Raw genomic sequence first — 26,076 nt, 5'->3', positions numbered from 1 at the left:
TCGACAGGGGGCAACAGTCATGCCGGGCCCGGAGGCCAACGGCCCCATTGCAGGACCGCGAAAAACATAACGGGGGCTCCCGGAGCGGGGAATCGGGGCCCCGGTGACGTGCAGTGCGCCCGAACGCCCGGCCCGCCGCCGCCCCGGCGCACGCTCAGAGCCGCAGTATCAGGCGCAGCATGCGGACCGTGCCCGGGTGCAGCGAAGGCGAGGCCCTGTCCAACTCCGCCGAGAGCAGCGCCCGTTCGGACGGGGGCAGCGCCGCGCAGAGCTTCGCGGCGTCCGGAGGCGACCAGCGTGCCGTGAGCATGCGGGCCGCGCCGCTCAGAGCCGCGTCCTCGTCCTCGACGAGCGGCAGCGCCGCACGGAGCTGCACCAGCCCGGGGCCTCCGGCGTGCAGAAGGCGCAGGGCGGCGCGCCGGACGTGGGCCGGGTGTCCGGCCGCGAGGCGCGTGAGGAGTTCGCCGGCGGGGAGCGTGCGCGCGTCCGCTTCGAGGGCCGCCGCCACGCGCCGTACGACTGCCGGGGACGGGTCGTCCAGCATCGTCGCGAGCCGCGCGGGATCAGCCGCGCCGAGACGGTGCAGCGCCCCGACCGCCGCCGCCCGTACGGCACTTCGCGGGTCGTCGAGCCGCGGCCTGAGCAGCGCCGCGTCTTCCGCGCCGCCGCACTCGCCCAGCCCCGCGACGGTGCCGCTCGGCGCGTCGGCAGCGCGGGTGAGCGCCTCTCGGTAGTGCGGCGCGGGATCCCCGCCGGCCGTACGGACCACCCATTGCGCGCACTCCCGCACCGCCGTGGACCGGTCGGTCAGCAGCGGGCCGGCTCTGTCCTGCCGTCCGGTGCGGCGCAGCGCCGTCACGGCCGCGACGCGCACGCGGGAGGAGCGGGCAGTGAGGAGGCGGTCGTGTACGGCCTCCGTCAGCGCAGCCGACGCGAGTGCGGCGGAGGCGCACGTCACCTGGACGATCACATCCGTGTCGCGGCGGGCGGCTTCGGCGAACTCCGCCGCCGTCAGCCGCCCGCTCTCCGCGGCCTGCCGGTACGCCCAGCGGCGCACCCGGCGGGAGCCGTCGCCGAACATCCGCCGCCACAGCGGCGGTCGACCGTCCGACAGCCGCTCCTCCAGCAACTTCAGGGCGAATCCGCCGTGCCGGCGTGCGGACGTTCCGAGCACGGTGTCCGCCGCGGCCACCAGCGGCTCGACCGGCGCCGCCGCGAGCACGGCACGCGCGGCGTCCCTGACCGGCTCCGCCCAGTCGGCGCAGCGGAGGACCACCAGAGGCAGCAGCGCACCGGGTACGGGGCGGCGCAGCGCCGCCTCCCGTACCCGTCCATCGCCGTGGCACAGCGCCTCGGCGGGTGCCGACGGGGGCTCCGGCAGGGTGCCGGAGAGCGCTGACCAGTAGTAGGAGCGGCGGGTGGCGAGGTCATAGTCGACCCACTCCCGGGCGGGGGCGCCCGGCTCCGGTACCGGCTCGCGCGCGGGCTCCGGCCCCGTGTCCGTCGGTTCGTAGGTCATGGTCCGGCAGCGTACGGGCGGCCGCGCCCACGTCCGAAGGGATTTTCCCGGGGCGCCGGCCGGCGATGAGTACGCGGCGGACGCGGAGTCTGTACGTACCGGATCACCCGCGCGCGCGAAAGGACTTCATGGCATGAGCTTCTCGATGGTGCTCGCAGTAGCCCCCGTCACCGACATCGCGAGGTCGGTCAGCTGGTACGAGCGTCTCCTCGGCCGGCAGCCGGACACCAGGCCGATGCCGGGGCTGGCCGACTGGCACGTGTCGGCGAACGCCTGGGTCCAGGTCTTCGAGTCCCCGGAGCACGCGGGGTCGACGCTGCTGAACCTCGTGGTCCCGGACCTCGACGCGGCGCTGGAGGAGCTCGCGGGGCGGGGAATCGAGGCCGGGGACGTACAAGTGGGCGGCCGGAGCAGCCGGTTCGCGGCTGTGCACGATCCCGACGGCAATCGCGTCACCGTGATCGAGAACCCCGTGGCGTCGTGAGGGCGGTGGGGCGGGGGCGGGTCGTCGAGAACTGCCCCGGCCGTCCGGCCCCTCGCGTACGCCCGGACCCTCCCGGCTCCTGCCCGGCTCCCGGCAGGCGTGTGCGGGCGTTCCGTGTCCTGGTACGGCACTGCGCTCCACCGCCGGCCGGTCGGGCGGTGGAGCGCAGTGTGACGTGCGGTGCTACCGGTCAGCGGCCGGACCTGCCCCACGACTTGGTGTCGATCCAGCGGCCACGGTCGTTGCGCAGTGTGGCGGCGTCGCGGTTGTCCCACACGTAGTGGCGGCGGTTCTGGTAGACGTGGTGCCGGGTGTCGCGGCCGATGCCGGTGTGGACGCGGACGGAGTCGTGGCCCCGTAGCCACAGCTGGCGGAACCGGTACCTGTTGCCCTCACGGTCGGTGAGGGTCCAGCCGTTCAGCCGCACCGGCTTGCGGCCCGTGTTGCGCACCTCCACCCACTCGGCGTTCAGGCTGCGGTTGGAGCGCGTGTCCCAACCGGGGCTGTCGTACTGCACGTGTCCGATCTTCACCGCCGAGCGCGGGGCGTGCGAGTCGGCGGCGGTGGCCGGCTGGACCACCGCGCCCAGGAGGGCGCCGGACGCCAGAAGCATCGTCGCGAAGCGGAGCGGACGAGAAGCAGACATGTGGTGTCTCCTCGAAGTCGTGCACACACGGCGGCGCTTGGAGCCGCCGGTGCGATCGGGATCCCGGCCGAGTGCCGAGGAGCATCAATCTGAGGGGACAACCGCTTCAAGAAGCCGCAGACAAGGGCCTATTACAGAATGCGGACAAATCCGATACCTACCGGTGCTTCTTCGGCGCACGTCCGTCCCTCGGCCGCCCGGCTTGCCAGCCCCCGACGTCCAAGCCCCGACGTCCAAGCTCCCGGCGTCCGGGACCGCTACTGGCCCACCCGGCCGTCGATGCGTTCGCGCAGCAGGTCGGCGTGGCCGCAGTGACGTGCGTACTCCTCGATCCGGTGAACCCACAACTCCCGGACGGAGGTGCCGTCCTGGCTCACTCGCGCGCCGAGGTCCGGATGTCCTTCGAGAGCCGCGTCGGTCGCTGCCTGCTCGCGGGCGAGGTCGGCGAACGCCCCGTCGACCAGGGCCTGTTCCGCCGCGGCTCCCTCGAAGTCCGCGTCGCGTGCGCCGTACAGCTTCGGGGCCGGGTCGCCGGGGGAGATCCAGTTGCGCCAGTCGCGCTCGACCTCCGCGAGATGACGCACCAGGCCGAGCAGCGACATCGTCGAGGGCCGCACCGACCGGCGGGCGAGCTGCTCCGGACCGAGCCCCTCGCACTTCAGGCGCAGGGTCAGCCGGTAGTTGTCCAGGTAGTCCCGCAGCGTCGCCAACTCGCCGTCAGGGCTGGCCCCGTCGTTGTTGCGGGGGTCCTCGTCCGGGTCCGCCCACATGTCGGGGTGGACGGCGGCCTTGCTCCACCGCTCGGGTTCGTCGCTCATCCCGCTCACGATGGTGGGGCGCGGACCCCGCCGCAACCGGATATCGCAGCCCTCGCGCCGCCCCCTGCTCGTCTGTCCGCCCGCCACCTGGCGCCCGTCCGGTCGTCAACAGCCGGAGCCGGCCGATTGCACCGGGGCGGCCACGAATTGCCCTGAGGCAGTGTGTGAACTCGTGACAGGATCGCGGGATGCTGCGACTGACCGATTTCATCATCGACTGTCCGGACACGATGAAGCTGGCGGCTTTCTACTCGGAGGTGACGGGTCGTCCGATCAAGGAAGGCAGCTCCGAGGACTGGGCCGGCATCCAGTTCGGCGAGATCGAGCTGGCTTTCATCCGGGTGGACGACTACCGCGCTCCGCAGTGGCCGGGCAGCGAGCACCCCAAGCAGTTCCACCTCGACTTCGAAGTGGACGAGATCGAGGCCGAGCAGAGCCGCGTCACCGGCCTCGGCGCGACGCTGAAGCAGGACTGCATCGGCCCCGACGGATACGGCTGGCAGGTCTACACCGACCCGGTCGGCCACCCCTTCTGCCTGTGCCGCAACAAGGGCGTCGTCTGGACCGACCAGGGTCTGGCCTGGCCCGAGCGCGGCTAGGCCGTGTCGTCTGGATCTCCGTAGGCCCGCGCCGCCGGCTGAGGCACCTCGCTGCGTTGTCGGAGTCATCCGAGTACTTCCCTTGCCTTCGGCATGGGGGACCCCAGGTACGAGGACGATCCTCCGCCTGGCGATCACCGCATCCAGCGCCCCGGGCTGGTCGACACACCGGGGCGCCGGTGCGGGACGGCGTCAGTGTTCGGCCGCCACGCGGATGATCGAACGGACCTGGTCCACGATGTCCTGCCGGTTCCGGACGAAGTCCGGGTCGGTGATCTCGCCCGTCTCCGGGTCGGTGTTGCCCGCGCCGAACTCCAGGACCGGCGTGTGCACATGGCCGCCGGGGACGTCCAGCCCGAGCCGGTCGCGCAGCAGCGTCGCCCGGTAGGCGATCTCGTTGGACAGGTAGTCCCCGCCGCCTCCCTCACGCGCCGTGGAGCCCTCCGTCGGGCCGTCGGGCCGCGTCACCGGCTCGCTTCCGCCGGCAGGGATCTCGACCACCTCGGTGTTGTCCTGCACGGGGAAGCGGCCCGTGGGGGTGCCGGTGACGTCCTGGTAGGGCAGCGTGGTGGACGTCCACTGCGGCTGTGTCGAGGGGTCGGAGACGGGGACGGTCCCGGACGCGGAGACGTTCTCGTTGTCGGGGAACGTGCCGCGCCAGGCGCCGTTGTGACGCTCGATGTCGAACCGGCCGGGCCTGCCCTGGCTGACGGTGGTGAACATGTCCACCCGCGGCAGATGCGGCCGCAGCGCCCGCTCGACCGTCCCGCGGGTGAAGTCGTCCCAGCGCACGGGGAACATGGCCGTCTCGATCCTGACGCGGCCGGCGTCCGTGCGCACCACCGTGCCGTCGAGCGCGAGTGCGCCGGCACCGGACGGGTTGCTGATCCGGATGTCCTCGTCCAGCGTGAACGGGTCGAAGCCGGTGACCAGCACCCGCTTCAGGCCCTTCTCCGTCCCGCTCTCCGCCCCGCCGGGGAAGCGGATCGCGTCATGGCCGCGCGAGCCGCGCTCCAACTCGTCCATCAGCTCGGTGCGTTGGGCGTCGGTGAGCTCGAAGCCCGGATCCCACTGCCGCAGCGCGGCCGTCATCCCGAGCCGCGCCCAGTACAGGGGCCGGTCGTCCAGGCGGCTCAGGTCCCCGGCCGCCGGGCCGCGTCCCTGGGCGCGTTCCACCGCGCGCTGCCACAGGCGCTGGCCGTGCAGCGCCACCGCCTTCCGTGCCTGGCCGTACGAGTCCGCACCGCACAGGGCACGGGCGAAACGTGGCGCCACGGAGCCGAAGCCGGAGCGCCGCAGGATCTCCTGGGGTGCGGCCTTGTCCAGCCGCTGTTCCTCGACGGTCAGCCCCACCGAGTCGTCGGCGCACCCGGCGGGCTGCCCGGCCATGGCCGGCGTTACGGGCAGGGCGATGCTCGCGACAACAACAGCAGCCAGTCGTACACGCAGTCTGCGCATCCGGATCTCCTCGGTCGGCGACGCCGGCTCGTCGGAGGACTTCGACTCGTCGGCGATTTCGGTACGTCGGGAACTTCGACGTCGGGGACTTCAGCCCGCCGTGGCTTCACCACGTCGGGGTCGGGCGTTCCGTACGGCACGGCGCCGGACGGCCGCCGACCAGCCTCCGTCATGCGGCAGCGCACGAACACCCCTGTGCCGGATGCTCAAGCTATCCGGTGCAGGTCCGGGGCCTGTCCATCGGCGGCCTGGACGGCGCCGGAACGGCCTCGCCCGTCGTCACCGGCGGGAGTTGTCAGAGGCGCCTGCCAGGATGCGCTCATGGAATCGTCGGACGTCGTTGCGGGGTTCTGGGGCCGCATGCAGGCCCGTGACTGGGAGGGGCTCGGCGAGCTGCTCGCCGAGGATCTGGTGGTGGAGTGGCCGGTCACCGCCGAGCGGATCGAGGGCCGTTCGGATTTCATACGCATCAACGCGGAGTATCCGGAGGGGTGGGCGATCCACGTCCAGCGGATCGTCGCGGACGGCGAGACCGTGGTCTCCGAGGTCGAAGTCCCTCACGACACGATGGGGGTCCACCTCGTCGTGTCGTTGTGGACGGTCCGGGACGGGAAGATCACCGCCGGCCGGGAGTACTGGACGGAGCCGGGATCCGACCCTTCGCCGGAATGGCGGGCCCCGTACGTACGGCGGATGTGAACCTCCGCCGGAACGGCGCGTGCTCGATCGGTGCCGACGGCTCGGAGTCGCTCCAGGGCTCGCAGACCCCGGCACTTCGGTGCTCCCGAGACACCCGTGGCGGGTTTGCCGATGAATGTCCGAATGTCGCTCTGTTCACCCCAAGTGCCTGTAGGCACCCTCGAATTGATCCCTCGGCGAGGGCGGGCGTGCGTGGCTCATTGGGGCGGCGATGGCGTATGTGCCGATTCTGAAGGGAAGGCGAGGCGAGTTCACGGCGCTCGGGCAGATGGAGCCTGCCGTGCAGGCTCACGTTCACCCGATCATGGAAGTGGTTCCCGACGAGCGCCTGCGCGACGTCATGGAGACCTTCCGCGGTAACGCCTGGAACCAGCTGCCGCCGGGGCTGGACATCGCCGTGGACTGCGGGAGCCTGTGGCACCACGGCAGAGTCGGCGGGGTGTGGACGGGACGTCCGATGAACTGGATCAGCGAGGCGTTCGGGGCCTGGCTGCTCGCCCTGATCCCCGTGTTCCGCTCGGAGGATCCTCGCGGAGCGCTCGAAGAGGTGCGGCACGTCCAGCGCGCGCACGGGTGCGGAGCGGTCCTCCGCGTCGACGCTTTCGACGTCGCCGCTCTTGGTCTGCCCGCGGTGTCGAACCGCATACGCGGAGCCCTCCGTACGGTGCGTGTGGCGCCCGAACAGGTCGACCTGGTGCTGGACGCGGGCCACGTGCCGGGGAACGCCGCGGTGGCGGAGGCGCTCCCGCCGGTGCTGGACGCGGTGCGCTGGGCCCGGCGGGCCGCGTGGCGAAACGTGGTGGTGGCGGCAGGGGCGTTTCCCCGGTCTATGCGGCAGCTCGCGCGAGGTGTGCCCAACCGAGTGCACCGCTGGGAGGCCGAGCTGTGGCGCGGGGTGGCACGCGCGACTGACGGAAGGCCGCCGCACTTCGGCGATTACGGCGTCACTCACGCGGCCCTTCCCCGGCGCGGACGGGGAAGCATCCCCAACATCCGGTACACGGTCGGCCAGGACTGGCAGGTCTACGTCGCCCCGCGGACGCTTCCGGGGAACGACGACTTCTTCGTCATCGCGCGGCAGCTCCTCCGCTCGGAGTACTGGCCCGCGCTCGGGGAGAGAACCTCCTGGGGCGACGCGGAGCTGGCGAGGTGCGCGCGGCGAGAGCGGGCCAGAGCCGGCACCGGATGGGAGTGGCGAGCGTGGGCCACGTCCCACCATCTGTCCGTCGTCACCGAGGCGTTGAGGACGACGGGACTGCCCTGAGCGGCCGTCCGCGGAAGCCGGCACCGAGTGTGGCCGGGACCCGTGTCGAGGGAACCGGGGCTCCGTCCGCGATGAGTTCCGCCGTCCGGCGAGGTCCAGTCCCCACCGTCACCGGAGCCGGACTCAGGGAGCAGCCCATGCCGAAGGTCGTCGCAGATATCACCATGTCGCTCGACGGGTTCGTGACGGGACCTGATCCCGGCCCTGAACAGGGGCTCGGCCGGGACGCCGAATCGCTCCACGCCTGGGTGACGAGCGACCACGGGACCGACAGGGAAGTGCTGCGGGAGATCGCGGAGTCCCCGGGCGCGGTGGTGATGGGACGCCGCCTGTTCGACGTCGTCGACGGACCGTACGGGTGGAGCGGGCAGATGGGCTACGGAGGGGATTTCGCCACCAGACCGCCGTTCTTCGTCGTCACCCACGAGGCGCCGGAGAGCGTCCGGCTCGATCTCGACTTCACGTTCGTCACCGACGGGCTCGCGTCGGCGGTCGACCAGGCCAGGTCGACGGCGGGCGGCGAGGACGTCTACGTGATGGGCGGCGGAGACGTCGTCCGCCAGTGCGTGGAGACCGGTCTGGCCGACGAGTTGTTCATCCACCTCGCTCCGCTCGTGCTCGGGTCGGGTACACCGCTGCTGGCCGGGTGCCGCAACCGCCGGCTCGTCCAGCGCGACGTACGCGTCTCCCCGAACGCCACGCACATCACGTACGCGCTGCGCACCTGACCCGGCGGCCGTACCGCCTGCCGGGCCGGGGGAGCGTGCGGTCGCGTGACGGGCGGTGGCGCGCGAGGCCCTGTTCCTCGGCGGGGGCCCTCCGTCCTAGGCTCGCCGCGCTCACCAACTCGGCTGCGGAGGACGGAACATGGACTTTCAGCGTGTCGGCACCGGAGAGCACACCGTGCTCGTTCTGCACGGCTGGTTCGGCTCGTCGGGTTCGTGGCAGGCCCTGCTGCCCCACCTTGACCGGGAGGCGTTCAGCTACGTGTTCCTCGACTACCGCGGCTACGGGGAGCGCCGCGGCGAGACGGGCCGGTACACGGTGGCCGAGGCAGCGGACGACGTGCTGGCGGCGGCCGGAGAGCTGGGGGCGGAGCGGTTCTCGCTGCTGGGGCACTCGATGGGCGGGTCCGTGATGCAGCGGGTGTACGCCGACGCGCCGGAGCGCGTCCGGGCTCTCGTCGGGGTGTCGCCGGTGCCCGCGAGCGGGGTGCCGTTCGACGAGCAGAGCTGGGCGCTGTTCTCCGGCGCCGCGGACAGCAACGGCAACCGCCGGGCGATCATCGACTTCACCACCGGCAACCGGCTCACCGGTGTCTGGCTCGACGCCATGGTGCGCCACTCGGCGGAGAACTCGGACCGCGACGCGTTCGCCGCTTACCTGGACGCCTGGGCGCGAACCGACTTCCACACCGAGATAGAAGGAGCCGAGGTGCCGCTCCTGGTGGTGGCCGGGCGGCACGACCCCGCGCTCGGCGCGGACACCATGCGGGCGACGTTCGGGGCCTGGTACCCGAACCTCGAACTGGAGGTGTTCCCCGACGCGGGGCACTACGCGATGGACGAGTCCCCGGTCGCGCTCGCCGGAACCGTCGAGCGCTTCCTCGGGAGGCACTGATGCCCGAGGCCGCCGGGGCTCCCGACGTGTTCGACCCCCGCGTGTTCGCGAGCGGCATCCCGCACGACAGCTTCCGTCGGCTGCGCGACGGCGCGCCGGTCTGCTGGCAGGACGAGCCTGAAGTGCTCGACTGGCCGGCGGGGCCCGGCTACTGGGCCGTCACCCGTTACCGGGACGTACGCGGCGTGCTGCGTGATCCCGCCGGATACTCGTCGTGGCTCGGCGCCACCCAGATCCGCGATCCCGCCCCGGAGGACCTCGACTTCATCCGGCGCATGATCCTCAACATGGATCCGCCCGAACACAGCCGGATCCGCCGCCTCGCCGCCGCGGTGTTCACCAGGCGGCGCCTGGAACGCTTCACCGAGCAGATCACCGCGCGGGCCGACGCCCTGCTGAACGCCGTCGCGGGGCAGGGCAGTTGCGACCTGCCCGTCGACGTCACCGACGACTTCCCCCTCGCCAACCTCGCCGAACTCCTCGGCGTCCCCGCCGAGGACCGCGGCCTGCTGCTGAAGTGGACCAACAGGGTCATCGGCTACCAGGATCCCGAACACGCCGAGGTCGTACGCGGCGCCGACGGGCGGCCCGTCAACCCTCGCTCCCCCGCGATGCTGCGCGACATGTTCGACTACGCGCACGAACTCGCCCGGCACAAGCGCAGCCACCCCGCCGACGACCTGATGACCGCGCTGGCGACGGCCACCCTCGACGACGGGCGCCCCCTCACCGCCGAGGAACTGGCGATGTTCTTCTTCCTCGTCGTCATCGCGGGCAACGACACGGTGCGCAGCGCACTGCCGGGCGGCGTCCTGGCGCTGCTGGAACACCCCGGCGAATACCGGCGGTTGCGCGACGACCCCGGCCTCGTCCCCTCCGCCGTCGAGGAGATGCTGCGCTGGCATCCGCCGGTGCTCAGCTTCCGCCGCACCGCCGCGCGGGACACGGAGCTCGCCGGGCAGCGGATCAGGCGGGGCGACAAGGTCGTGGTCTACCACGCGTCCGCCCACTTCGACGAGCGTGCCTTCCCGGAGCCCTACCGCTTCGACATCACCCGCTCGCCCAACGATCACCTGGCGTTCGGGCAGGGCCCTCACCTGTGTCTCGGCGCGCACTTCGGGCGGCTGCAGATGCGGATCTTCTTCACCCGCCTCCTGGACCGCCTGCCCGGACTGGAACTCGACGGGCCGCCGGTCCGCCTCACCTCCAACTTCATCAACGGCGTCACGCATCTGCCGGTGCGCTGGTCCCCCGCGCGCGGCTGACCGGCGGCCGGAAGCGGCGGCCAACGGCCGCGGGGAGGTGCGGAAGGGCCCCGCCCGGCGAGCTCTCAACTCAGCCGCTGCCAGGCGCGCTTCAGCCGCCGCGCCTCCTCCAGGCGCCGTTCGTACGTGGCGCCCGCCGCGACCAGCAGCAGCCCGGCGAGCGCCGGCACCAGCCACCGCGGCAGCAGCCAGGCGACCTGGACGACGTACGGGGCGAGTTCGTGCACGCCGACCGCCGCGAGCGTGGCCCCGCCGAGCAGCAGCGGAGCCTGCGCCCGCCACCTGGCGCCCGCGAGCGTGGTGCCGAGCGCCGCGGCGCCCAACAGCAGCGGACGCAGCCAGTGCGGGTCGCTCGCGACCATGACCAGGCTCGGCAGGAACGTGAAGGCGAGCCCGCCGCCGTAGGCGAACCACGACGAGAGCCGCCGACCGGCCGTCTCCCCGCTGCCCTTGCCGCCGCCCGTCCGGCGCCTGCGCAACCAGCCCAGAAGCAGCAGGGCGGCGGAGACCGGCAGCGTGTAGGCCTCGGGGGCGGTGACGCCGGACGCCAGCAGCCGTACCCACGTGGCGAGTACGAGCAGCGCCGCCGAGGCGTAACCCGCACCTTGGCGCCGGTCGGTGCGGAGGGCGACCCCCGCGGCGGTCACGGCGCACAGGGCCAGTACGAGCCAGAGAGTCTCCGGCCGGGGCGCGGACAGCATGACCGCGGCCAGCGCGGTGGCGTAGCCCGCGCATTCGACCGCGAGCGCCATCGCCGTGCGCGCGGCGGGTGGAGCGGCCTTGCGCGCGCCGGACGCGTCCGCCTCGGCCCCCTTGCCCGCTCCGCCGCGGACCAGCAGCGCCGCCGTCGGCACGGTGCACACCGCGACGGCGAGCACCGCGAACGACGCCTGGTGCGCGGGGAGATGCAGCGTCGCCGCGAGGGCACCGGCCAGCCCTGCCGCGTACGCGACCGCCGACGCCGCAAGCGCCGCCCGGCGGCCCGGACCGCCCGTACGCGACAACGCGGCGCTCGCCGCCGAAGCGCCGCCCATCAGGGCCAGCACCCCGAGCGTGGCGCCCTGTTGCGCGAGAGCCCAGCCCGTAGCCGTACCGGACAGGACGAGACCCGACACCAGTGCGGTGACGCCCGTCGCTCCGTCCGGCACCGCGACCGCGGTGGCGAGCAGCGCGACGGCCAGCGCGGCTATGAGGGCGACGGCGGGTCCGTACGGCAGCACGAGCACCGCGGTGGCGCCGGCGGCGGCGCCCAGCGCGGTCAGCGCCGGCAGTACGGGTACGGCCGTCCGCAAGTCCCCTGTCCGGTCAGGCGTCCCGGCCCCTGTCCGGTCAGGCGCGCTCCCGTCGCCTGACTGCCGCCCGCCGTCCGCGCCGTCCGCGCCGGCTGAGCCGACGGTGGAGACCGCGCCGAGCGCGCCGGCGAGGAGCGGTGCCGACAGTGCCAGCAGTACGAGGATCAGCGGTGTGGCGGCAGAGCCCGTCCACGCGAAGTGCGTGTCGACGGCCTGCCAGACGGGGCCGTGCGGCGCCCCCTGCCACACCCGGCCCGCGTACCTCCACGGCCCGAACACGGCCTCCACCACCGGCACGAGCGCCCACACGAGGGCGCCGGTCTCCACCGCGACCGCCGCCACGGCGAGTCCGGACGACTGCCGCGCGGTGAGCACCCGCGGGGCATGCGGGACGAGCAACGCGCCCAGCAGGCCCATCGCGCACAGCAAATACACCAGGACACGCCAGTCCCCGCCCGCCGTGGCCGAGGCGCGGACCACGGACCAGACGGCGCCCGCGAGCGCCGCGACCAGCAGCAGGCCCGCGGTGACGCCCAGCGGGCCCGCGACCCTGAGGGCCTCGCGGCGCCGGCCCGCGAACAGCAGCACGGCCGCGGCCGCCACGGGTAGTGCGCTCCAGCTCAGCGCTGTGGCGACACCGCCGGACTGCTGCTGGACCAGCGTCACGCCCGTCATCAGCGCGCCCGCCGGAACCGCTGCCAGGGCCGCCGTCCACCGGACGGGCCGGGCGGTCGCGCGGCTGCGAGGACTGTCCCCGCCGCCGGGGCCCGCACTCTCCGCGTCTTCGACGTCCCCGCCGTCGCCGGTTCGCCGCCGTGTGGCCGCGAGGGCGACGTCCGCGGCGAAGGTGATCAGCAGCGCCACGGCAAGCACGTACGTCGTGCGGTCCGTGGGCCCGTCCAGGGCCAGTGCGCCCAGGGGCAGCGCGAACTGGGCCACGCCGACGGCGAAAGGCAGCGTCAGCCGCAGTCCCGGCGACGGCAGCGCCAGCCCGTAGCCGGCCCACAGCACGGCGATCAGCGCCGCGCTGCCCGCCGTCCAGCCGAGCCCGTCCGCCTGCGGAAAGCCGACCTCGTGCAGCGCGTACGCGTCGAGTGCCAGCAGCGCCAGCCCGAAGCCCGCCACGGACTCGGCGGTGGCCGCCAGCCCGCGGTGGAGCAGCGGCAGCGGTGCGGCGAGGGTGCACAGCGTCAGTCCGCCGAGCACTGCCGCCCGTCCGCCGACACCCATGTCGCCCCAGCTCAGCAGCGTGAACGCGAGCGCGGCGACGGTGAGCAGGACACCGCCGAGCAGGAGGAGGACGTTGCGCGCGGTGTACGACGAGGTCTCCGCTCGCGCCGCGCCCCACGCCTTGGGCACCGGCCCGTGCGCGGGCGGCGGCCCGAAGGCACCGGTGGGAGCCGCTGCCGGGCCTGGCGCGCCGTGTCCGGTTCCCCGTGCCCGCAACCCGGCGAGCAGGGCGTGCCGCCGCTCGTGGAGTGCGGCGCGCCGCCGCTCCAGGGCGGACAGGTCGACGTCGACCCGCAGCAGCTCGTCGATCTCGCCGCCGGTCAACGGCAGTGCGCAGTAAGGGCAGTTGGCGGGCGTCTGCCACTGTGCCGGACCGTGTACCGGGCCCGGGGCGGGAGTCGGGCCCGGGCCCTGGCCGTGTTCCGCCGCCGGCGCGTGCCCGGCCGTGTGGCCGAGCCGTCCCCGGCAGCCAGGGCAGTAGGCGAGCGGCTGGTTGTATCCCATACCGGGCAGCCTGACGCGGTTCCGCCCGGCTGACATCCGTCGGGGTACTCAGATCGCCCTGTGCAGCGGTTTCCGGCGTCGCCACGGCAGGCCCCCGGCGCCGTCCCGGCGACCCGTCCCGAAAGTGACGCGCATCACACGGGACGGAAAACCCGCGCCGCGGGCCGGGCGTCTAGCAGGTGTGAGATCAGTCAGGAGAGCGCTGCACGAGCTGGACGAGGAGCGACTCGTGCGCCTCGTGGCGAGAGGCGACCGCGCCGCGTTCGAGGAGCTGTACAGACGCACCTCGCCGTGGATGGCGCTGCGGCTGCGCCGGCGCTGCGCGGACGAGCAGATCGTCGCCGAGGTCATGCAGGAGACGTACCTCGCGGTGTGGCGTGCGGCCGGGGCGTTCGCCGGGAGCGCCGTGGGAGGCACGGCCGTCGGCTGGCTGTGGACGATCGCGGCCCGCCGCCTCGTCGACGCCTTCAGACGCCGCGCCCACCACGCGGAGCCGCCCCCGGCGGCCGCGCCGCGCCCCGTCGTCCCCGCCGCAGAGGAGGAGGCCCTCGCGGCGACGGTCGGCGGTGACGTGGGGGACGCGCTGGGGCGCCTCGCGCCCGAACTCAGACAGGTACTGCAGGCGATGGTGCTCGACGGACTGTCCGTACGGGAGACCGCCGTCCTGCTCGGACTGCCCGAAGGCACGGTCAAGACCCGTGCTCGCAGGGCCCGGATCGCGATGCGGGAGGCGCTGGCATGAGCGTGGAACACGCGTCGACGCGGCTCATCGACGCTTACGCGCGCGGTGACGCGGACATCGCCGCCGACGAAGTGTGGGCACTGGAAGCCCACTTGGAGAGGTGCGGCACGTGCCGGGAGCGGCTCTCCGCCGCCGTCGCCTCCGAGGCGCCCGCGGTGGCGTCGCTCGTCGGCACCGTGTGGTCAGAACTGGAACCGCAGCTGGGGACGGCAGCCGCGATGCCGCCGAGGCGGCGCCGGACGGCGGCCCGCTCCGCGTGGATGACGCCCGTGATGGTGCCGTGGGTGGCCGGAGCGGCCTGCGTGGTCCTGATCGCGCTGCTGCTCGAAGTGGCGGGATTCCGCGCGGGTTTCGGCGAGGCGCCGCTGGTGCTGCTGCTCGCTCCGCTGCTGCCCGTCTGCGGCGTCGCGGCGTCCTGGTCGCGCGGACTGGACCCGGCGTACGAACTGACGGCGTCCGCGCCCAGAGCCGGGCTGTACCTCGTACTGCGGCGGACCGCGGCCGTGCTCGCGGTCGTCGTGCCCCCGCTGCTGGTGGGCGGCTGGGCGACGGGGGTGACGGCAGGACAGTGGCTGCTGCCCTGCCTCGCCTTCACCTCGACGGCGCTGGCCCTCGGCACCGTCATCGGCGTGTCCCGCGCCTGCGGGGCCCTGGTGGCCGTGTGGGTCGTCGTCGTCCTGGCGCCGACCCTGGCCACCAGCCGGATCACCTTCGCGCTCCAGACGGACGGCCTGCCCGCGTGGGGGCTGGTCCTCGCGCTCGGCGTGGGCGTCGTGGCCGCCCGCCGGGGCGCCTATTCCGTGCTGAGCACTCATCGTTGACACGAGAGAGGAACACACATGATGCGCGCGGTCAGCGCGGCCGACATCGCACCGAAGGCCTACGCCTGGGAGATCCAGGCGACCGGGCTGAAGGTCAGGGCCGGCGCGAAGAGGATGGCCGTCGACGGGCTAGACCTGTCGCTCGGCACCGGCGTACACGGCCTCCTCGGCCCCAACGGGGCGGGGAAGACCACCCTCATCCGGGCACTGGCCACCGTGCTGCGCCCCGCCGGGGGCAGCCTGGAACTGCTCGGCGAACCGGCCGGCGGCACGGGCGGGCACCGTGAGCTGCGCCGCCGGATCGGCTACCTCCCGCAGGAGTTCGGCTACTACAAGCGGTTCACGGTGCGGGAGTTCGTGGAGTACATGGCGTGGCTGAAGGAGGTACCCGACCGGGAGATCCCCGGCGCGGTGCAGCGCGCCGTCGAGCGCGTGGGACTCGCCGACCGCGCCGACTCGCGCATGAAGACGCTCTCGGGCGGGATGGTGCGGCGCGTCGGCATCGCCCAGGCCATCGTCAACGACCCGGCGATCCTGCTGCTCGACGAGCCCACCGTCGGCCTGGACCCGGCGCAGCGGCTGCGCTTCCGCGAGCTCCTCCAGGAACTGGGGTCGGACGCGTGCGTGGTCGTCTCGACCCACCTCGTCGAGGACGTGGCCGCCGCCTGCACCGACGTGGTGCTCTTCGCCGAGGGACGGCTGCGGTTCCAGGGGACCCCGGACGGCCTCGCCGCGGCCGGCGGACCCGGCCACGTGGGCGACAGCCCGCTGGAGCGCGGCTACTCGGCGCTGCTCTCCGACTCCGGACAGGGAAGGGGCAGCTGGTGAACACCCGTGTTCTGCGTACCGAGTTGAAGAGGTCCGTAGCCCCCTGGGCGGGAGCGGTGACCCTGCTGGGCGGGCTGGCCTTCCTCTACTCGCTGAGCGGCCCGTGGTGGAAGGGCCCCGAGCTGTGGACCGCCCAGTGGACGTCGATGGCGATGTGGACCCGCTCCATGCTCGTCTTCCTGTGGCCGCTCGCCGTGGGCCTGGGCGCGCTGCAGGGGCTGCGCGACCACCGATCGAAGATGCCCGAGCTGCTGACGAGCACGCCGCGGCCCGCGTGGCAGCGTGCGGCGACGCTGTCGGGCTCGACGGCGCTCACGCTCACCTCGGGCTTCGGGCTCTTCGTCCTCGTGGGCGCCGTCCAGGTCTCCTTCAGCGCCGAGTACCAGCACCTCGGGTGGCTGCCGGTCTCGCTGGTGGCGGGACTGGCCCTCGTCGCGGGCGCCGTGCTGGGGATGGGCGTCGGACGGGCCCTGCCCTTCGCGCTCACACCGCCCGCGCTGGCCGTCGCCGCCCTCTTCGTCACGGCGGTCCTGCGGATGACGCTCGACACGGTGCCGCCGTCGTCCTCGTTGCCGATCCCGGTCGCGCTGCTGTCGCCGGCGGTGGAAGGCGTGCGGCAGGTGCTGCTCACCTTCTCGGCGTCCGTGCACGTCGGGCAGACGCTATGGCTGCTTGGCATGGCCGCCACCGGTTTCGCGCTGCTGGCCGCGGCGACCCCGAAGGCCCGGACGCTCGCGCTGACGCCCCTCCTGTCGGGCGCCGCTGTCGCGCTGCTCGTCCTGCCCGCCGCACCTCGGGAGACGTACGTAGTCGACGAGGACGCCGCGGCCAGGGTGTGCGACGGCCGGGTATGCGTGACGAAGGCCCACGAGGGCGAACTCGCGTATCTCGCCGGCCCCGGCGAGAAGGCGTTGCGGCTGCTGCGCGAGTCGCTGGGAGCCGGAGCGCCGGCGGCGATCCGCGAGACCACCGCCCTCAACTCGCCCCTGGAGCCCGCGGAACGCTCCCGCACGCATGTGATCGTCGACTTCGCCGACGAGGCGGTCAGCGGTGCGAGGGGTGAGGAGCTGACCCGGGTCCTGGTGGGCCTGGGCTTGGCACCGACGTGCTCGTCCCGCACCTGGGGCTCCAGCGGCACGGACGCGGAGGCCGCCGCGCAGAGCGTCGCCGCGGGATGGGTCTTCGGGGACCTCAGGCCGATCGACGGCACGATGCACAGCGCCGCGTACCAGATGAAGAAGGCCCGTCCGGCGTGGAAGAAGCTGAAGGCCCTGCCGCGGGCCGAACAGCACTCCCGCATCAAGGCGATGCGCGCCGCCGCGCTCTCCTGCGAGGCCCAGCCGCTCGAAGCGCTCACCGGCGGGGGCTCACGGTGAGGTGGACGGCGCTGTACGTCCGCTCCCGGCAGGTCCCCGCGTCGCTCGCCGCGGCCGTCGTCAGCGCGGCGGCGGTGTGGGCGCTCTCCGGCGGGGGAAGCGCCGATCCGCGGCTCCCCGCGCTGGTCCTCGTCGCGGGGACGGCGGCGGGCTCCATAGGCCTCGGCGGCCAGGACCTCGCGCTGGACCGTACGGCCGCGATCCGCTGGGCACCCCGCAGGGCGGCACACACCCTGCTCATCGGCGCGGTCGCGGCAGCGGTGCTGCTGGCGGTCCAGGCGACGGGCGAGGAGGCGGCCACCGCCGCGTTCGTCGTACGGGACAGCGCGGGCCTGGCGGGGCTCGCCGCCGCCGGGGCGGTCCTGTTCGGCGCGCAGCACGCGTGGACGCTCCCGGTCGCGTGGCCGGCGTTCGCGCTCTTCACTCCGCCCGGGACGGGTGTGCCGGCGCAGGTCGCGACCTGGATGATGCAGCCGCCCGGCACGGCGGCGGCCACGTGGACGGCCGTAGTCCTCGCGGGCGGCGGTATGGCGGCGTACACGCTCGCGGGGCCGAGACGCTGACCGTGACTCGCGGCCGGTCGACAGCGGCCGCCCGCCCGGGCCGTCCGGCCGGACTGTCCGCTGCGGCAGTCCCGCCGCCCGGGCAGTCCGGACGGCAGACGCCGGCCTCCGCGACCACGTCCAGATCGCGGAGGCCGGCGCCGCTGGAGGCACCCCGGGAGGGGTACCTCAGCCGGCGGCCGGACCCAGCGGGATGTCCGAGACGTCGATGCTGACGGAGTCCACGGAACCGCCCTTGAGGACGGGAAGCCCGTTGGGGCCCGGCTCGAAGGTCGCCTTCAGGCCCTCGACGGAGCCGCCCACGGAGAGGCCGCCCGAGACGGAGTCGAGGTCGGCGTCGGAGAGTTCACGGGTCTCGATGGGGGAGGTGTCGCGCATGTGACGGTGGTCCTTCTTCGCTAGAGGTGGAACGCGGCGCATGACGCCACTGCGGCGTGCCCCGACGAGCGGTCACGCCATGCGCCAGGCTGCCGCCCCGACCCGGGTGTCGGTGCGCCGAAAGCCTCTCTCTTCACTCACCGTGCACGTGAGATCCCTAAGCGGGTCACGGCCGTTGCAAGAAACCCGGCCGCCGTCGCCGGTCCTGCGCGGGATCCCATCCGCTGAACGCCCGCTTCCCGGGACGCCGCCACGAGGGTCCGCCTGCACCCGGCGGAAGCCGCCTGGACTCCATCCACGCGGTCAGACCCCCGCCGCCCTCCGCCGGCTGGACACCGGGCAGTCGGACGTCATGCTGCCCGGCCGCTTCCTGCTCTCCGGATTCAGCCATGACGACCAGTGTCGTGGACGGACGAGGGCACCGGAGGCCGGGCGAAGACAGCCGCCGCCGACTGTCGGCTCGCCCAACTGGCCGTCCCAGCCTGCGGCTTGATGAGTGCGGCCGCGCTGTCAGACCGCCGAAGTAGCCTTCCGGCCTGCCGTACACCGACTGGGAGGACCAAGAGCGTTGACCAGCCTGTCCGCTTACCCGTTGCCGTTCGAAAGCTCCGATTCCGTGAAGTTCGCGGAACCCCGGACGCTGCGGGAACTTCAGATGATCCAGTGCAGTGCGGCCATCCGGGAGAAGCCGCGGTGGTTCGAGAAGATGAACGACGCCGAGATCGTCTCCCGGTGGACTCAGGAAGCGGTCGCGCAGGGCCTCACCGAAGCGCAGATCGAGTACGTGCTCGACGAACTCCGGCATTACGCCGCGCTGCGGGACGGGCGGACCGGCATCGAGGTCTCCGCCGTCGACGGGGTGTGGCAGTCGGACAGCCTGGTCGACGACGAACTCAGATCCCGGCTTCGCGACGCGGTCCGGGTCCTGGAGGACGTTCCCGAGGCCGAGAAGGACTGGCACCCCGGATCGGACGGTCAGGTACTGGATCTCGTCCACCCGTCGCTGTTCTGCCTGGTGAAAGGGGTGAGCGGGATACCCGACTCGGCCTGGCCGCGTAGGTCCGGCCGCTACTTCCAGTACGAGCTCTCGGAGAAGTTCCAGTGGCTGCCCGCGGACGTCAAGGTCGGTGCCGACGGCGACGTGGAGTTCCTCTCCTACGTCAACAACGTCCACCCCGACAAGCATCGCGAACTGGCCTCCGTGCTGCCGGACTTGCTCGCCCGCATGCGTCCGCTGCTGGAGAACGTACTCACGGACCTGCGCCATCCCCGGCCGCTGCGGATCGTCCCCGATCCGTACAGCTGGTATCCCTCCGAGGGGGAGGGGTCGGAGCCGAAACACCCCGACGAATCCATGTACGGCGATGACGAGGCCTACGACGAGGCTTGCCGGGCATGGGAGGAGGCGATGGACGACTGGTGGCAGAACCGCCGCCCGGAGATCCCCGACGCACCGGACTTCACCCCGCCGGAGCCGCCCGCGGCCCGCGTCGACCTGCTCGGGCGCCGTCTCCAGGTCATCGTCAAGCTCGCCACGATCCAACTCACCCCGGACAAGCCCGAGTACGCCGGCGGCTCCTGGCACGTCGAGGGGATGATGAACGAGCGGATCGTCTCGACCGCCATCTACTACTGGGACAGCGAGAACATCACCGCGAGCCGGCTGGGTTTCCGGGCGGCCATCGACGACCCGCGCTACGAGCAGAACGACTACAACGGCGTGCAGGAGGTGTACGGGCTGGAGAGCGAGGACGTCCTGAACCAGGAGCTGGGCTCCGCGCCGACCCCGGAGGGTCGCTGCCTCGCGTTCCCCAACGTCCTGCAGCACCGCGTCGGTTCGTTCCGCCTCGCGGATACCACGCGCCCGGGGCATCGCAAGATCCTCGTCTTCTTCCTCGTCGACCCGTCGGAGAGGATCGTCTCGACGTCCGACGTGCCGCCGCAGCAACCTTGGGCCGACACGTCGACCATGACCCTCGAGGAGGCCAAGGCTTACCGCGAACAGCTCATGCGGGAACGCAAGTTCTTCGTCGACGAGCACAACGAGCAGCTCTACGAACGGGAGTTCTCCCTCTGCGAGCACTGATCCGGCGTCACCCGAGCTGACACGGGACACTCACTCCGCGCGACGATCGAGCCCTGGGCCCTTGGCCCGGGGCTCTGTGCCGCAACGGGTGCCCGGTCCCTCGGCCGGCCGTACGGCGGACCGAGGCTTCGCCGCCGTGCCCCGTGGCTCGTCTCCCAGCCGTCCACATGGGCCAGGTCCGTCGGACCGTTGGGGGCGCCATCGCCTCACTCCGCAGCCCCGTTGACTTGTCTCAAGTATTGACGCAGTATCTTGCGACAAGACTTAAGACAAACGATGGACTCTGCGACATGGAGGAGGGGAGCCGGATGACCGAACAACCGGCGAGCCAGGCGGACGTCGAACAGGCCGGCCGGTGGCTGGCCGGGCACGGGCTGCCCGAGGACCGGCCGACACCGTTGCTGGCCGCGCGTCTGACGGCGCGGCGACGTGCCCGTCTGGCCTCGAGCGTCGTGCTGGCCGCCTTCATCGTCGCGGTCGCCCTCGCCTACAGCTTCGCCCGGCCGGCCGACGGGTCGGGGTCGATCCAGCCCTGGTCGCTGGTGGTCCTGGCGGTGGTGGTGGGGGGCCTGGTGCTGGCCCAGTCGCTGCTGGACTGGCGGGTGAGGCGTGCCGACCGGCGCGTCGCCGCGACGTTGCCACGGCGGGCGGCACATCCGGTCCGGCCGGGCTGGCGCACGGTGCTCGGCCTGCCGCGCGCTGCGTTCGCTGTCACCACGTTCACGGGCGCGATGGTGCTGGCGATCGCCTCCCTGACCGCGCGGGACGGCACAGCTCAGTACGCCTCGGTCGTCCTGCTCGTCGGGCTGTGCGGAGTCGCCGTCGCTACGGGAGTCCAGCTGCGCCACGTCCTCACGCACCCGGTCGTGGCCGACGACGAGGTCTCCCTGACCGCCGACGGCATCATGCGGGTCGAGGACGCCCGTGACGTCACCACACCGACCGCCGTGTGGTGCCTGCCCACCGTCTCGGTGCTGGACACCGCGCCAGGCTGGTGGGTCGCCGCCTGGTGCGTCTTCGTCGCCCTGGGCGCCGTCTCGCTCGCCCTGATCACGGTGTCCGCCGGGCTGGCGGCGCGTCGGCGCGGCACGCCGCTGACGTCCCGGTGATCCGATGATCGTCATCGACTCGTCCTCTCCCGTCCCGCCGTTCGAGCAGCTCCGCGCCCAGCTAGCCCGGCAGATCCACGACCGCACACTGGCCGTGGGCACGAAGCTGCCGACCATCCGCCGCCTGGCAGCCGACCTCGGACTGGCCGTCAACACCGTCGGCCGGGCCTACCGTGAACTCGAGGCAGCAGGGCTCATCGAAACCCGGGGATCGGCCGGCTCGTTCGTCTCCGCGGCGGGCGAGCAAGGACGCGAACGGGCCCGCCGCGCCGCCGCCGAGTACGCCGCCGTCATCACCGCCGCCGGCATCGACACCGGCGAAGCCATCCGCATCGTCGAAGCGGCACTGACGGACGGCACCGCGGCGCCACCCTCGCCACCCCAGCCCTCCGCGCACCTGCCGGCCGCCGGACGCGACGCATAGACGGGGGCTCAGAGTTCAGAGACGTGACTGGCGGCGGCGGGCGCAGCGCCGTCGCCATGTCCGTTGGCAGACGACGACACCCCGAAGCACATCCTGGTCCCGGAATGTCGGCTCTCCCGCCCGTCTCGCCTGTCTGGCCAGAGGCCCCCAGGATTTCCGTTGACTTCATTGAGTGCCTCTTGGCTGAAGAGAGCCACGAGAAAGATCCAGCACCATAAGTGCTGCCGGAAACAAGGGCAGGGGCGGTGAAAGAATCATTGACTGGACGAGTGCAGATAGCTAAATGCGCATGGGGCCGATAATCCTCTCGATTGGTTACCATTGGTAGAGAAGATGCCTCCCTCGGTGCGGGTGATCAAAATGGCAAAACATGCCAAGAAAAGCGCAGGGAAGTGGGGACCTGAGATCGCTGCCGCAGGAGAGCACCGGGCAGGCCGGGAGGATCAACGGGTGGGCCTCCACCCGCAGGTAGCCACATCAGTTGGTCGCGAGAACGCAGGTCAGACCGAGGGGTGGGAGAGGGCGACGGATCCACCGTCCGAGACTCCGCCGACGTTCGCCTCGACCATGTCCTTCGTGGGCTGCACTCGTCGGGTCAGCGCGTGGGCTGACCGTCATGGCGGGCGCGGGAACGCTTATCAGGCGGCCTTGTGGGCCGGAGTGATTCTGGCCTTGCTGTTCATGTACGTGCTCATCGGCGGCTGGTACGCGTTCCTGCTGACAGCAACCCTGCTGTTCGTTTCGGTGCCGCTGCTCTGGCCGTTCGTCCCGGCGATGTTCTCCTTCTTCGGATTCCGATCGCACCGCCGGTCACAACGTAAGGCGGAATACCTGAGCGAGCAGCAGCTTGCCGTCATGAAACAAATCACGCGAGACCGCCCGACCCCACCCGATGGCGGTCGGATGTGAGGGCGTGCTCGCAGCCGGGGGACCCGACGGTGCGGGCACGCCGACCGGTCGCGAGGTGCGGTCAGCCGGAGCGCCGCTGCACTTCGATCTTCTTGGCTTCGGAGCCGGGCTGGGCCACATTATCTTCACCGTGAGGATGCCGTCCCTGCAGCTGGCCTTGGCCTCGTCGGTACGCGCACCGCGGGGAGCCGCACGGCCCGGGCGAGGAAGCCGTAGTGGAACTCTGAGTGGCCTTGCTCTCGGTCCTCTCGCTGCGCTCCGACCGGATGGTGAGCATGTCGCCCTCGACGCTGATCTCCACGTCCTTGTCGGGGTCTATACCGGGCAGTTCAGCGTTGAGCGTGAACTCGCCGTCCTTCATGCCCTCTTCGATCCGGATGCTGTGAGCACCCGAGCGCAGCGTCGGCACTGCGAAATCCGGAATCATCCACTCGAACAGGTCCGGCAGCGTGGCCCCAGTGCGACGGCATTCCATCTGTGCAGACATGTTCGCTCCTCTCTCCCTGAGGCTCGGGTGAACCATGCGGCATGACTCCGTCCACTGCGAGCGTCGGGCGTCCCCGGCGGACGGGACGAGGGCCGCCCTGGCCGGTCATGCGGGCCCGTACCCAAGTACGTCCGGACTGCTCACCGGCAGGCAGGACCATCATCTGCCGTGCGCAGGGTGCTGACTGAGTACAGGGGAGTTCCGTGGTCAGCCCGGCCCTGCGATCACGCCTTCGTGGCACTGTCTCGGAGCCGTTGTCCCTGTTGTCCCCGTTGTCCTCTTCCGTGCCGCCGACGGGGGGTCCGCTCTCCGAGATCTCGTCCCCGTTGTTCAATCGTCCCCGTTGTTCAAGGGGATTCGGCTCGGAAGGCTCGCAGGCGGTCGACGTGGGGCCGAGCGAGAAGCCGTCGGAATGCGCGTCTGGGGCGACGGCACCAAACTGGAAAGGGCCCTGGAGCGGCGAACCGAACACCCGGTCGCGGTGCCCCCTCAGCCGGTGAAGGAGGAGTCATGGCTGACCAGACCGATGAGAGAGACCGGATCGTGGTCGGGGTGGACGGTTCCGACTCTTCCATTGAAGCCCTTGGCTGGGCCGTGCGTCAGGCGGAACTCACGCAAGGTGTGGTGGAGGCGGTGACCGCTTGGGACCTTCCGTCCTCCCACGGTGGCGCGATCGTCGGCGTGATGCCCCCCGCGAACAGAGACGCGACGGCTCAGGAGAGTGAGACCCACAGGCAACTCAAGGAAGTCGTCGAGAAAACCGTGGGCTCGCCTCCACCGGTAGCGGTACGCACCGAGGTGCGTTACGGCTCCGCCGCAGGCGTACTCATCGATGCCGCCCGTGACGCGTCTCTGCTCGTGGTCGGCAGCCGGGGTCTCGGAGCCTTCTCAAGGTTGCTGCTGGGATCGGTGGCCCAGCACTGCACGCAGCACGCCACATGTCCTGTCGTCGTGATCCGTAACGGCGAACAGTGAGTGGGGGCAGACGTGCGAGGTCCTGCTGCCGGCCCCTCTGTCAGTCGGCCTACGGGACCGCGTGTCCTCGACATGCACCGCAAACCGTCTACATAGGGCCCGCCCCGAATACACAGGTCGGAAAGATGACCATTGTGCTGTCCGCCGCGGTGAAGCTAAGGAAAGGCGACAGGGCGACCACGCCCGGAACCCATCATGGATCTTGCGCTCCTTGAGCCGTTGTACGCGGGCGATGCCTCCGTCGCATCCGTCCACCTGGACACCTCACGTGTGACCCACGACGCGGACAAGCAGAACGAGCTTCGCTGGCGCGCGGCGCGGCGGTCCCTGAGTGAGCAGGGTGCGGAGGAGGCAGACCTGGCAGTCCTGGACGACGTCGTGGGAGGCGCCCCGGACCTGCCCGGGCCGCAAGGCGAGGCACTGTTCGTCTCCGCCGGCCGGCTGCTGGGAGCCTTCAGCCTCGTGGAGCCCCCGGCGGCGGACAGCGCGCGAGTGCTGCCGGTGCCCGATCCGCTGGGGGTGGCGATCGATCGCGACCACCAACTGCCGCATGTGGTCGTGGCAGTCGACCGGGAGGGAGCGGACGTGGAGGCCTACCCGGCCGCCGAACACGAGCCGGCTCTGCGTCGCACGTTCAACGGCAGCACCCTCCACATCACCCGGGTGCGGGCAGGCGCTGAGGCAAAGGCCTCCTTCCACCGTCGCACCGTCAACCTGTGGACCGAGAACACCGGACAGGCGGCTGACGACGTGCGGGCGGCCATGGCCCGCGTCGAGGCCGCGGTAGTGCTGGTCGCCGGAGACCCCAAAGCGGTGGGACTGCTGCGCGAACACCTTGCTGCGCGTCAGCCGGACGGGGAAGTGTTCTACGTCGAGGGCGGCCGCACCGACTCTTCCGCCCGGGCAGCCCTACGGGCGAGCGTTGACGCCGCAATGCACGAAGTCATGACTAACCGCCACCGCGACGTGCTGGCACGGCTGGAGGGGGAACTCGCCGGTGGCCGGGCGCTCCAGGGCATTCCGGCAGTCAAGGAAGCCTTGTCCGAGGGACGGGTGGAGACGCTGCTGCTGGCCGCCGACCGCAGCGAGGACCCCGTCCTGTTCGCCTCTCGCCGTGACCCACGAGCCCTGGGCACCGAGCGAGCGGCATTGGGTGAGGACTCGACGGCCTTCAGCGCTCCGGCAGCAACGCTCCTGCTGCGCTCGGCAGTCCTCGGCGGCGCCTCGTTCACCGAGATCCTTCCTCCCACCCGCTGCACGGACGGCGTCGCCGCCGTGCTGCGCTACTGAGGACCGTGACCACATCACCCGGTCCTCCCAGAGTCAGCGGCCGGGGTGAGACCTATGGAGCAGGTGACGGAACTGAACCCGCGCTCCGAGCTTGGGAATCACCGTGCAGATTGCACCAGTTGGCTCCTGACCTGCGCAGAGGGAACTTGTCCAGTCGTTGAACGGCTCTTTCAACGGCCCCTCGACCGTGGTTTACCGCCTCTTCTGGTGAAGTCTTGGTGCGACCAAGGTCATCGTCGTCTTCGACCACCTCGAAGCACTTGCACGCGACCGGCTCAGACGCTTCTCGTCCTTTGACGAGAGCCCGAACCCGTCGCGGAAGCCGAGTCCGTCACGTCGAGGGGAGCGATCAGGCGTTCTTGACTCTGACCGGGCGTCCCGAGACCGCTCCGGGCGCTGCGATCAGCGAACGCGCCTCGGAAGCTGCCATCGTCACCTGATTTGACGATGCGAAGCCGGCATCGGTCCAGGCCCGATTGAAGCGCCTGAGCATGAGCCCTTGAGCTGCGCCCATGGCGATCAGCAGCCCGACGAGCAGCAACAGCGCCGTCATCACGATCGCGCCACCTGCGTCGACGCCGACCCAGGCGAGGACCATGCCGGCCACTAGGCGGTGTCTTCAATTGATCTTGTGTGGTGGATCATGGTCGGGTGATACGTCGCCATGAACTGTCCGATGAAGAGTGGGAG

Annotated in this window: 26 protein-coding genes; 18 read left to right on the top strand and 8 right to left on the bottom strand. The window is 71.8% G+C overall.

The features are described from left to right. Positions 1-154 precede the first annotated feature (154 nt). Entirely contained in the window at positions 155-1,519 is a 1,365-nt protein-coding gene (locus IEY56_RS27925; RefSeq protein ID WP_189040079.1) for a hypothetical protein, read from the bottom strand. Between the two features lie 133 nt (positions 1,520-1,652). Between IEY56_RS27925 and IEY56_RS27920 the strand changes: the two genes are divergently transcribed. Beyond that, entirely contained in the window at positions 1,653-2,003 is a 351-nt protein-coding gene (locus IEY56_RS27920; RefSeq protein ID WP_189040078.1) for a VOC family protein, read from the top strand. A 190-nt stretch (positions 2,004-2,193) separates the two neighbouring features. Here the strand turns inward: IEY56_RS27920 and IEY56_RS27915 are convergent, their stop codons facing one another. Further along, entirely contained in the window at positions 2,194-2,649 is a 456-nt protein-coding gene (locus IEY56_RS27915; RefSeq protein WP_189040077.1) for a lamin tail domain-containing protein, read from the bottom strand. A 257-nt stretch (positions 2,650-2,906) separates the two neighbouring features. Then, positions 2,907-3,467, bottom strand: coding sequence for a DinB family protein (locus tag IEY56_RS27910; RefSeq protein WP_189040076.1), 561 nt, complete (start codon positions 3,465-3,467; stop codon positions 2,907-2,909). A 188-nt stretch (positions 3,468-3,655) separates the two neighbouring features. On the opposite strand from IEY56_RS27910, the gene IEY56_RS27905 reads away from it, so the two are divergent. After that, positions 3,656-4,066, top strand: a complete 411-nt coding sequence (locus IEY56_RS27905) for a VOC family protein (RefSeq protein ID WP_189040075.1) — start codon at positions 3,656-3,658, stop codon at positions 4,064-4,066. Between the two features lie 192 nt (positions 4,067-4,258). Here the strand turns inward: IEY56_RS27905 and IEY56_RS27900 are convergent, their stop codons facing one another. Then, positions 4,259-5,524: a pyroglutamyl-peptidase I gene (locus tag IEY56_RS27900; protein ID WP_189040074.1), complete on the bottom strand. Its 1,266-nt coding sequence runs from the start codon at positions 5,522-5,524 to the stop codon at positions 4,259-4,261. A gap of 321 nt (positions 5,525-5,845) precedes the next feature. Between IEY56_RS27900 and IEY56_RS27895 the strand changes: the two genes are divergently transcribed. The 5 genes from IEY56_RS27895 (at position 5,846) to IEY56_RS27875 (ending at position 10,372) form a co-directional block, all read left to right on the top strand. Next, positions 5,846-6,223 (top strand): nuclear transport factor 2 family protein, encoded by a 378-nt coding sequence (locus tag IEY56_RS27895; RefSeq protein WP_189040073.1) that lies wholly within the window; start codon positions 5,846-5,848, stop codon positions 6,221-6,223. A 211-nt stretch (positions 6,224-6,434) separates the two neighbouring features. After that, positions 6,435-7,487 carry a beta family protein gene (locus IEY56_RS27890; protein WP_268241350.1) on the top strand — a complete coding sequence of 351 codons (1,053 nt, stop codon included), beginning with the start codon at positions 6,435-6,437 and terminating at the stop codon, positions 7,485-7,487. A gap of 137 nt (positions 7,488-7,624) precedes the next feature. Further along, positions 7,625-8,215: a dihydrofolate reductase family protein gene (locus IEY56_RS27885; protein WP_189040071.1), complete on the top strand. Its 591-nt coding sequence runs from the start codon at positions 7,625-7,627 to the stop codon at positions 8,213-8,215. 139 nt (positions 8,216-8,354) lie between these two features. Further along, the gene (locus tag IEY56_RS27880; RefSeq protein ID WP_189040070.1) at positions 8,355-9,107 is read left to right on the top strand and encodes an alpha/beta fold hydrolase; all 753 of its coding nucleotides are present in this window, start codon (positions 8,355-8,357) and stop codon (positions 9,105-9,107) included. Next, complete coding sequence (locus IEY56_RS27875) at positions 9,107-10,372, top strand: cytochrome P450 (protein WP_189040069.1); 1,266 nt, start codon at positions 9,107-9,109, stop codon at positions 10,370-10,372. The genes IEY56_RS27880 and IEY56_RS27875 overlap by 1 nt, the downstream gene beginning before the upstream one ends. Positions 10,373-10,437: 65 nt before the next feature. On the opposite strand, the gene IEY56_RS27870 is transcribed toward IEY56_RS27875, so the two are convergent. Next, a complete protein-coding gene (locus IEY56_RS27870) occupies positions 10,438-13,398 on the bottom strand; it encodes an SCO7613 C-terminal domain-containing membrane protein (RefSeq protein ID WP_189040068.1) in 2,961 nt (986 codons plus the stop codon). Positions 13,399-13,579: 181 nt separating this feature from the next. Here IEY56_RS27870 and IEY56_RS27865 point away from each other — a divergent pair, with 181 nt between their 5' ends. From IEY56_RS27865 to IEY56_RS27845, 5 genes are read left to right on the top strand one after another with little or no spacing between them, the layout of a single operon-like run. Then, the gene (locus tag IEY56_RS27865; RefSeq protein ID WP_189040067.1) at positions 13,580-14,140 is read left to right on the top strand and encodes an RNA polymerase sigma factor; all 561 of its coding nucleotides are present in this window, start codon (positions 13,580-13,582) and stop codon (positions 14,138-14,140) included. Next, positions 14,137-14,961 carry a zf-HC2 domain-containing protein gene (locus tag IEY56_RS27860; RefSeq protein WP_189040066.1) on the top strand — a complete coding sequence of 275 codons (825 nt, stop codon included), beginning with the start codon at positions 14,137-14,139 and terminating at the stop codon, positions 14,959-14,961. The genes IEY56_RS27865 and IEY56_RS27860 overlap by 4 nt, the downstream gene beginning before the upstream one ends. Before the next feature lie 18 nt (positions 14,962-14,979). After that, complete coding sequence (locus IEY56_RS27855) at positions 14,980-15,789, top strand: ABC transporter ATP-binding protein (protein WP_229712259.1); 810 nt, start codon at positions 14,980-14,982, stop codon at positions 15,787-15,789. Beyond that, the gene (locus IEY56_RS27850; RefSeq protein WP_189040065.1) at positions 15,786-17,165 is read left to right on the top strand and encodes a hypothetical protein; all 1,380 of its coding nucleotides are present in this window, start codon (positions 15,786-15,788) and stop codon (positions 17,163-17,165) included. Before IEY56_RS27855 ends, IEY56_RS27850 begins: the two co-directional genes overlap by 4 nt. Next, on the top strand, positions 17,162-17,728 hold the full coding sequence (locus IEY56_RS27845; protein ID WP_189040064.1) for a hypothetical protein: 567 nt from the start codon (positions 17,162-17,164) through the stop codon (positions 17,726-17,728). The genes IEY56_RS27850 and IEY56_RS27845 overlap by 4 nt, the downstream gene beginning before the upstream one ends. Before the next feature lie 168 nt (positions 17,729-17,896). Here the strand turns inward: IEY56_RS27845 and IEY56_RS27840 are convergent, their stop codons facing one another. Further along, positions 17,897-18,106: a hypothetical protein gene (locus tag IEY56_RS27840; RefSeq protein WP_189040063.1), complete on the bottom strand. Its 210-nt coding sequence runs from the start codon at positions 18,104-18,106 to the stop codon at positions 17,897-17,899. A 568-nt stretch (positions 18,107-18,674) separates the two neighbouring features. On the opposite strand from IEY56_RS27840, the gene IEY56_RS27835 reads away from it, so the two are divergent. The 4 genes from IEY56_RS27835 (at position 18,675) to IEY56_RS27820 (ending at position 22,634) form a co-directional block, all read left to right on the top strand. Beyond that, positions 18,675-20,192: a DUF4246 domain-containing protein gene (locus tag IEY56_RS27835; RefSeq protein ID WP_189040062.1), complete on the top strand. Its 1,518-nt coding sequence runs from the start codon at positions 18,675-18,677 to the stop codon at positions 20,190-20,192. Between the two features lie 308 nt (positions 20,193-20,500). Further along, positions 20,501-21,301 (top strand): hypothetical protein, encoded by an 801-nt coding sequence (locus IEY56_RS27830; RefSeq protein WP_189040061.1) that lies wholly within the window; start codon positions 20,501-20,503, stop codon positions 21,299-21,301. A gap of 4 nt (positions 21,302-21,305) precedes the next feature. Then, entirely contained in the window at positions 21,306-21,725 is a 420-nt protein-coding gene (locus IEY56_RS27825; protein WP_189040060.1) for a GntR family transcriptional regulator, read from the top strand. Between the two features lie 567 nt (positions 21,726-22,292). Next, complete coding sequence (locus tag IEY56_RS27820) at positions 22,293-22,634, top strand: hypothetical protein (protein ID WP_189040081.1); 342 nt, start codon at positions 22,293-22,295, stop codon at positions 22,632-22,634. A gap of 61 nt (positions 22,635-22,695) precedes the next feature. On the opposite strand, the gene IEY56_RS27815 is transcribed toward IEY56_RS27820, so the two are convergent. Then, positions 22,696-23,121, bottom strand: coding sequence for an Hsp20/alpha crystallin family protein (locus IEY56_RS27815; RefSeq protein ID WP_229712258.1), 426 nt, complete (start codon positions 23,119-23,121; stop codon positions 22,696-22,698). 510 nt (positions 23,122-23,631) lie between these two features. On the opposite strand from IEY56_RS27815, the gene IEY56_RS27810 reads away from it, so the two are divergent. After that, complete coding sequence (locus IEY56_RS27810) at positions 23,632-24,096, top strand: universal stress protein (RefSeq protein WP_189040059.1); 465 nt, start codon at positions 23,632-23,634, stop codon at positions 24,094-24,096. A 195-nt stretch (positions 24,097-24,291) separates the two neighbouring features. Then, a complete protein-coding gene (locus IEY56_RS27805; RefSeq protein ID WP_189040058.1) occupies positions 24,292-25,386 on the top strand; it encodes a baeRF2 domain-containing protein in 1,095 nt (364 codons plus the stop codon). Between the two features lie 349 nt (positions 25,387-25,735). Here IEY56_RS27805 and IEY56_RS27800 read toward each other — a convergent pair whose 3' ends face one another. Further along, entirely contained in the window at positions 25,736-25,984 is a 249-nt protein-coding gene (locus IEY56_RS27800) for a hypothetical protein (protein ID WP_189040057.1), read from the bottom strand. Positions 25,985-26,076: the final 92 nt, after the last annotated feature.

Source organism: Streptomyces daqingensis, assembly GCF_014645895.1.
Taxonomy (GTDB): Bacteria; Actinomycetota; Actinomycetes; order Streptomycetales; family Streptomycetaceae; genus Streptomyces; species Streptomyces daqingensis.
The sequence above is the reverse complement of the archived record's forward strand: the minus strand, read 5'-3'. Positions and strand labels throughout refer to the sequence as shown.

What these genes read in the sequence shown, in the direction of transcription:
- IEY56_RS27925 (WP_189040079.1), bottom strand. Translation starts at nt 1,519, where the DNA reads ATGACCTACGAACCGACGGACACGGGGCCGGAGCCCGCGCGCGAGCCG.
- IEY56_RS27920 (WP_189040078.1), top strand. Translation starts at nt 1,653, where the DNA reads ATGAGCTTCTCGATGGTGCTCGCAGTAGCCCCCGTCACCGACATCGCG.
- IEY56_RS27915 (WP_189040077.1), bottom strand. Translation starts at nt 2,649, where the DNA reads ATGTCTGCTTCTCGTCCGCTCCGCTTCGCGACGATGCTTCTGGCGTCC.
- IEY56_RS27910 (WP_189040076.1), bottom strand. Translation starts at nt 3,467, where the DNA reads ATGAGCGACGAACCCGAGCGGTGGAGCAAGGCCGCCGTCCACCCCGAC.
- IEY56_RS27905 (WP_189040075.1), top strand. Translation starts at nt 3,656, where the DNA reads ATGCTGCGACTGACCGATTTCATCATCGACTGTCCGGACACGATGAAG.
- IEY56_RS27900 (WP_189040074.1), bottom strand. Translation starts at nt 5,524, where the DNA reads ATGCGCAGACTGCGTGTACGACTGGCTGCTGTTGTTGTCGCGAGCATC.
- IEY56_RS27895 (WP_189040073.1), top strand. Translation starts at nt 5,846, where the DNA reads ATGGAATCGTCGGACGTCGTTGCGGGGTTCTGGGGCCGCATGCAGGCC.
- IEY56_RS27890 (WP_268241350.1), top strand. Translation starts at nt 6,435, where the DNA reads ATGGCGTATGTGCCGATTCTGAAGGGAAGGCGAGGCGAGTTCACGGCG.
- IEY56_RS27885 (WP_189040071.1), top strand. Translation starts at nt 7,625, where the DNA reads ATGCCGAAGGTCGTCGCAGATATCACCATGTCGCTCGACGGGTTCGTG.
- IEY56_RS27880 (WP_189040070.1), top strand. Translation starts at nt 8,355, where the DNA reads ATGGACTTTCAGCGTGTCGGCACCGGAGAGCACACCGTGCTCGTTCTG.
- IEY56_RS27875 (WP_189040069.1), top strand. Translation starts at nt 9,107, where the DNA reads ATGCCCGAGGCCGCCGGGGCTCCCGACGTGTTCGACCCCCGCGTGTTC.
- IEY56_RS27870 (WP_189040068.1), bottom strand. Translation starts at nt 13,398, where the DNA reads ATGGGATACAACCAGCCGCTCGCCTACTGCCCTGGCTGCCGGGGACGG.
- IEY56_RS27860 (WP_189040066.1), top strand. Translation starts at nt 14,137, where the DNA reads ATGAGCGTGGAACACGCGTCGACGCGGCTCATCGACGCTTACGCGCGC.
- IEY56_RS27855 (WP_229712259.1), top strand. Translation starts at nt 14,980, where the DNA reads ATGATGCGCGCGGTCAGCGCGGCCGACATCGCACCGAAGGCCTACGCC.
- IEY56_RS27840 (WP_189040063.1), bottom strand. Translation starts at nt 18,106, where the DNA reads ATGCGCGACACCTCCCCCATCGAGACCCGTGAACTCTCCGACGCCGAC.
- IEY56_RS27830 (WP_189040061.1), top strand. Translation starts at nt 20,501, where the DNA reads ATGACCGAACAACCGGCGAGCCAGGCGGACGTCGAACAGGCCGGCCGG.
- IEY56_RS27825 (WP_189040060.1), top strand. Translation starts at nt 21,306, where the DNA reads ATGATCGTCATCGACTCGTCCTCTCCCGTCCCGCCGTTCGAGCAGCTC.
- IEY56_RS27820 (WP_189040081.1), top strand. Translation starts at nt 22,293, where the DNA reads ATGTCCTTCGTGGGCTGCACTCGTCGGGTCAGCGCGTGGGCTGACCGT.
- IEY56_RS27815 (WP_229712258.1), bottom strand. Translation starts at nt 23,121, where the DNA reads ATGTCTGCACAGATGGAATGCCGTCGCACTGGGGCCACGCTGCCGGAC.
- IEY56_RS27810 (WP_189040059.1), top strand. Translation starts at nt 23,632, where the DNA reads ATGGCTGACCAGACCGATGAGAGAGACCGGATCGTGGTCGGGGTGGAC.
- IEY56_RS27805 (WP_189040058.1), top strand. Translation starts at nt 24,292, where the DNA reads ATGGATCTTGCGCTCCTTGAGCCGTTGTACGCGGGCGATGCCTCCGTC.
- IEY56_RS27800 (WP_189040057.1), bottom strand. Translation starts at nt 25,984, where the DNA reads ATGGTCCTCGCCTGGGTCGGCGTCGACGCAGGTGGCGCGATCGTGATG.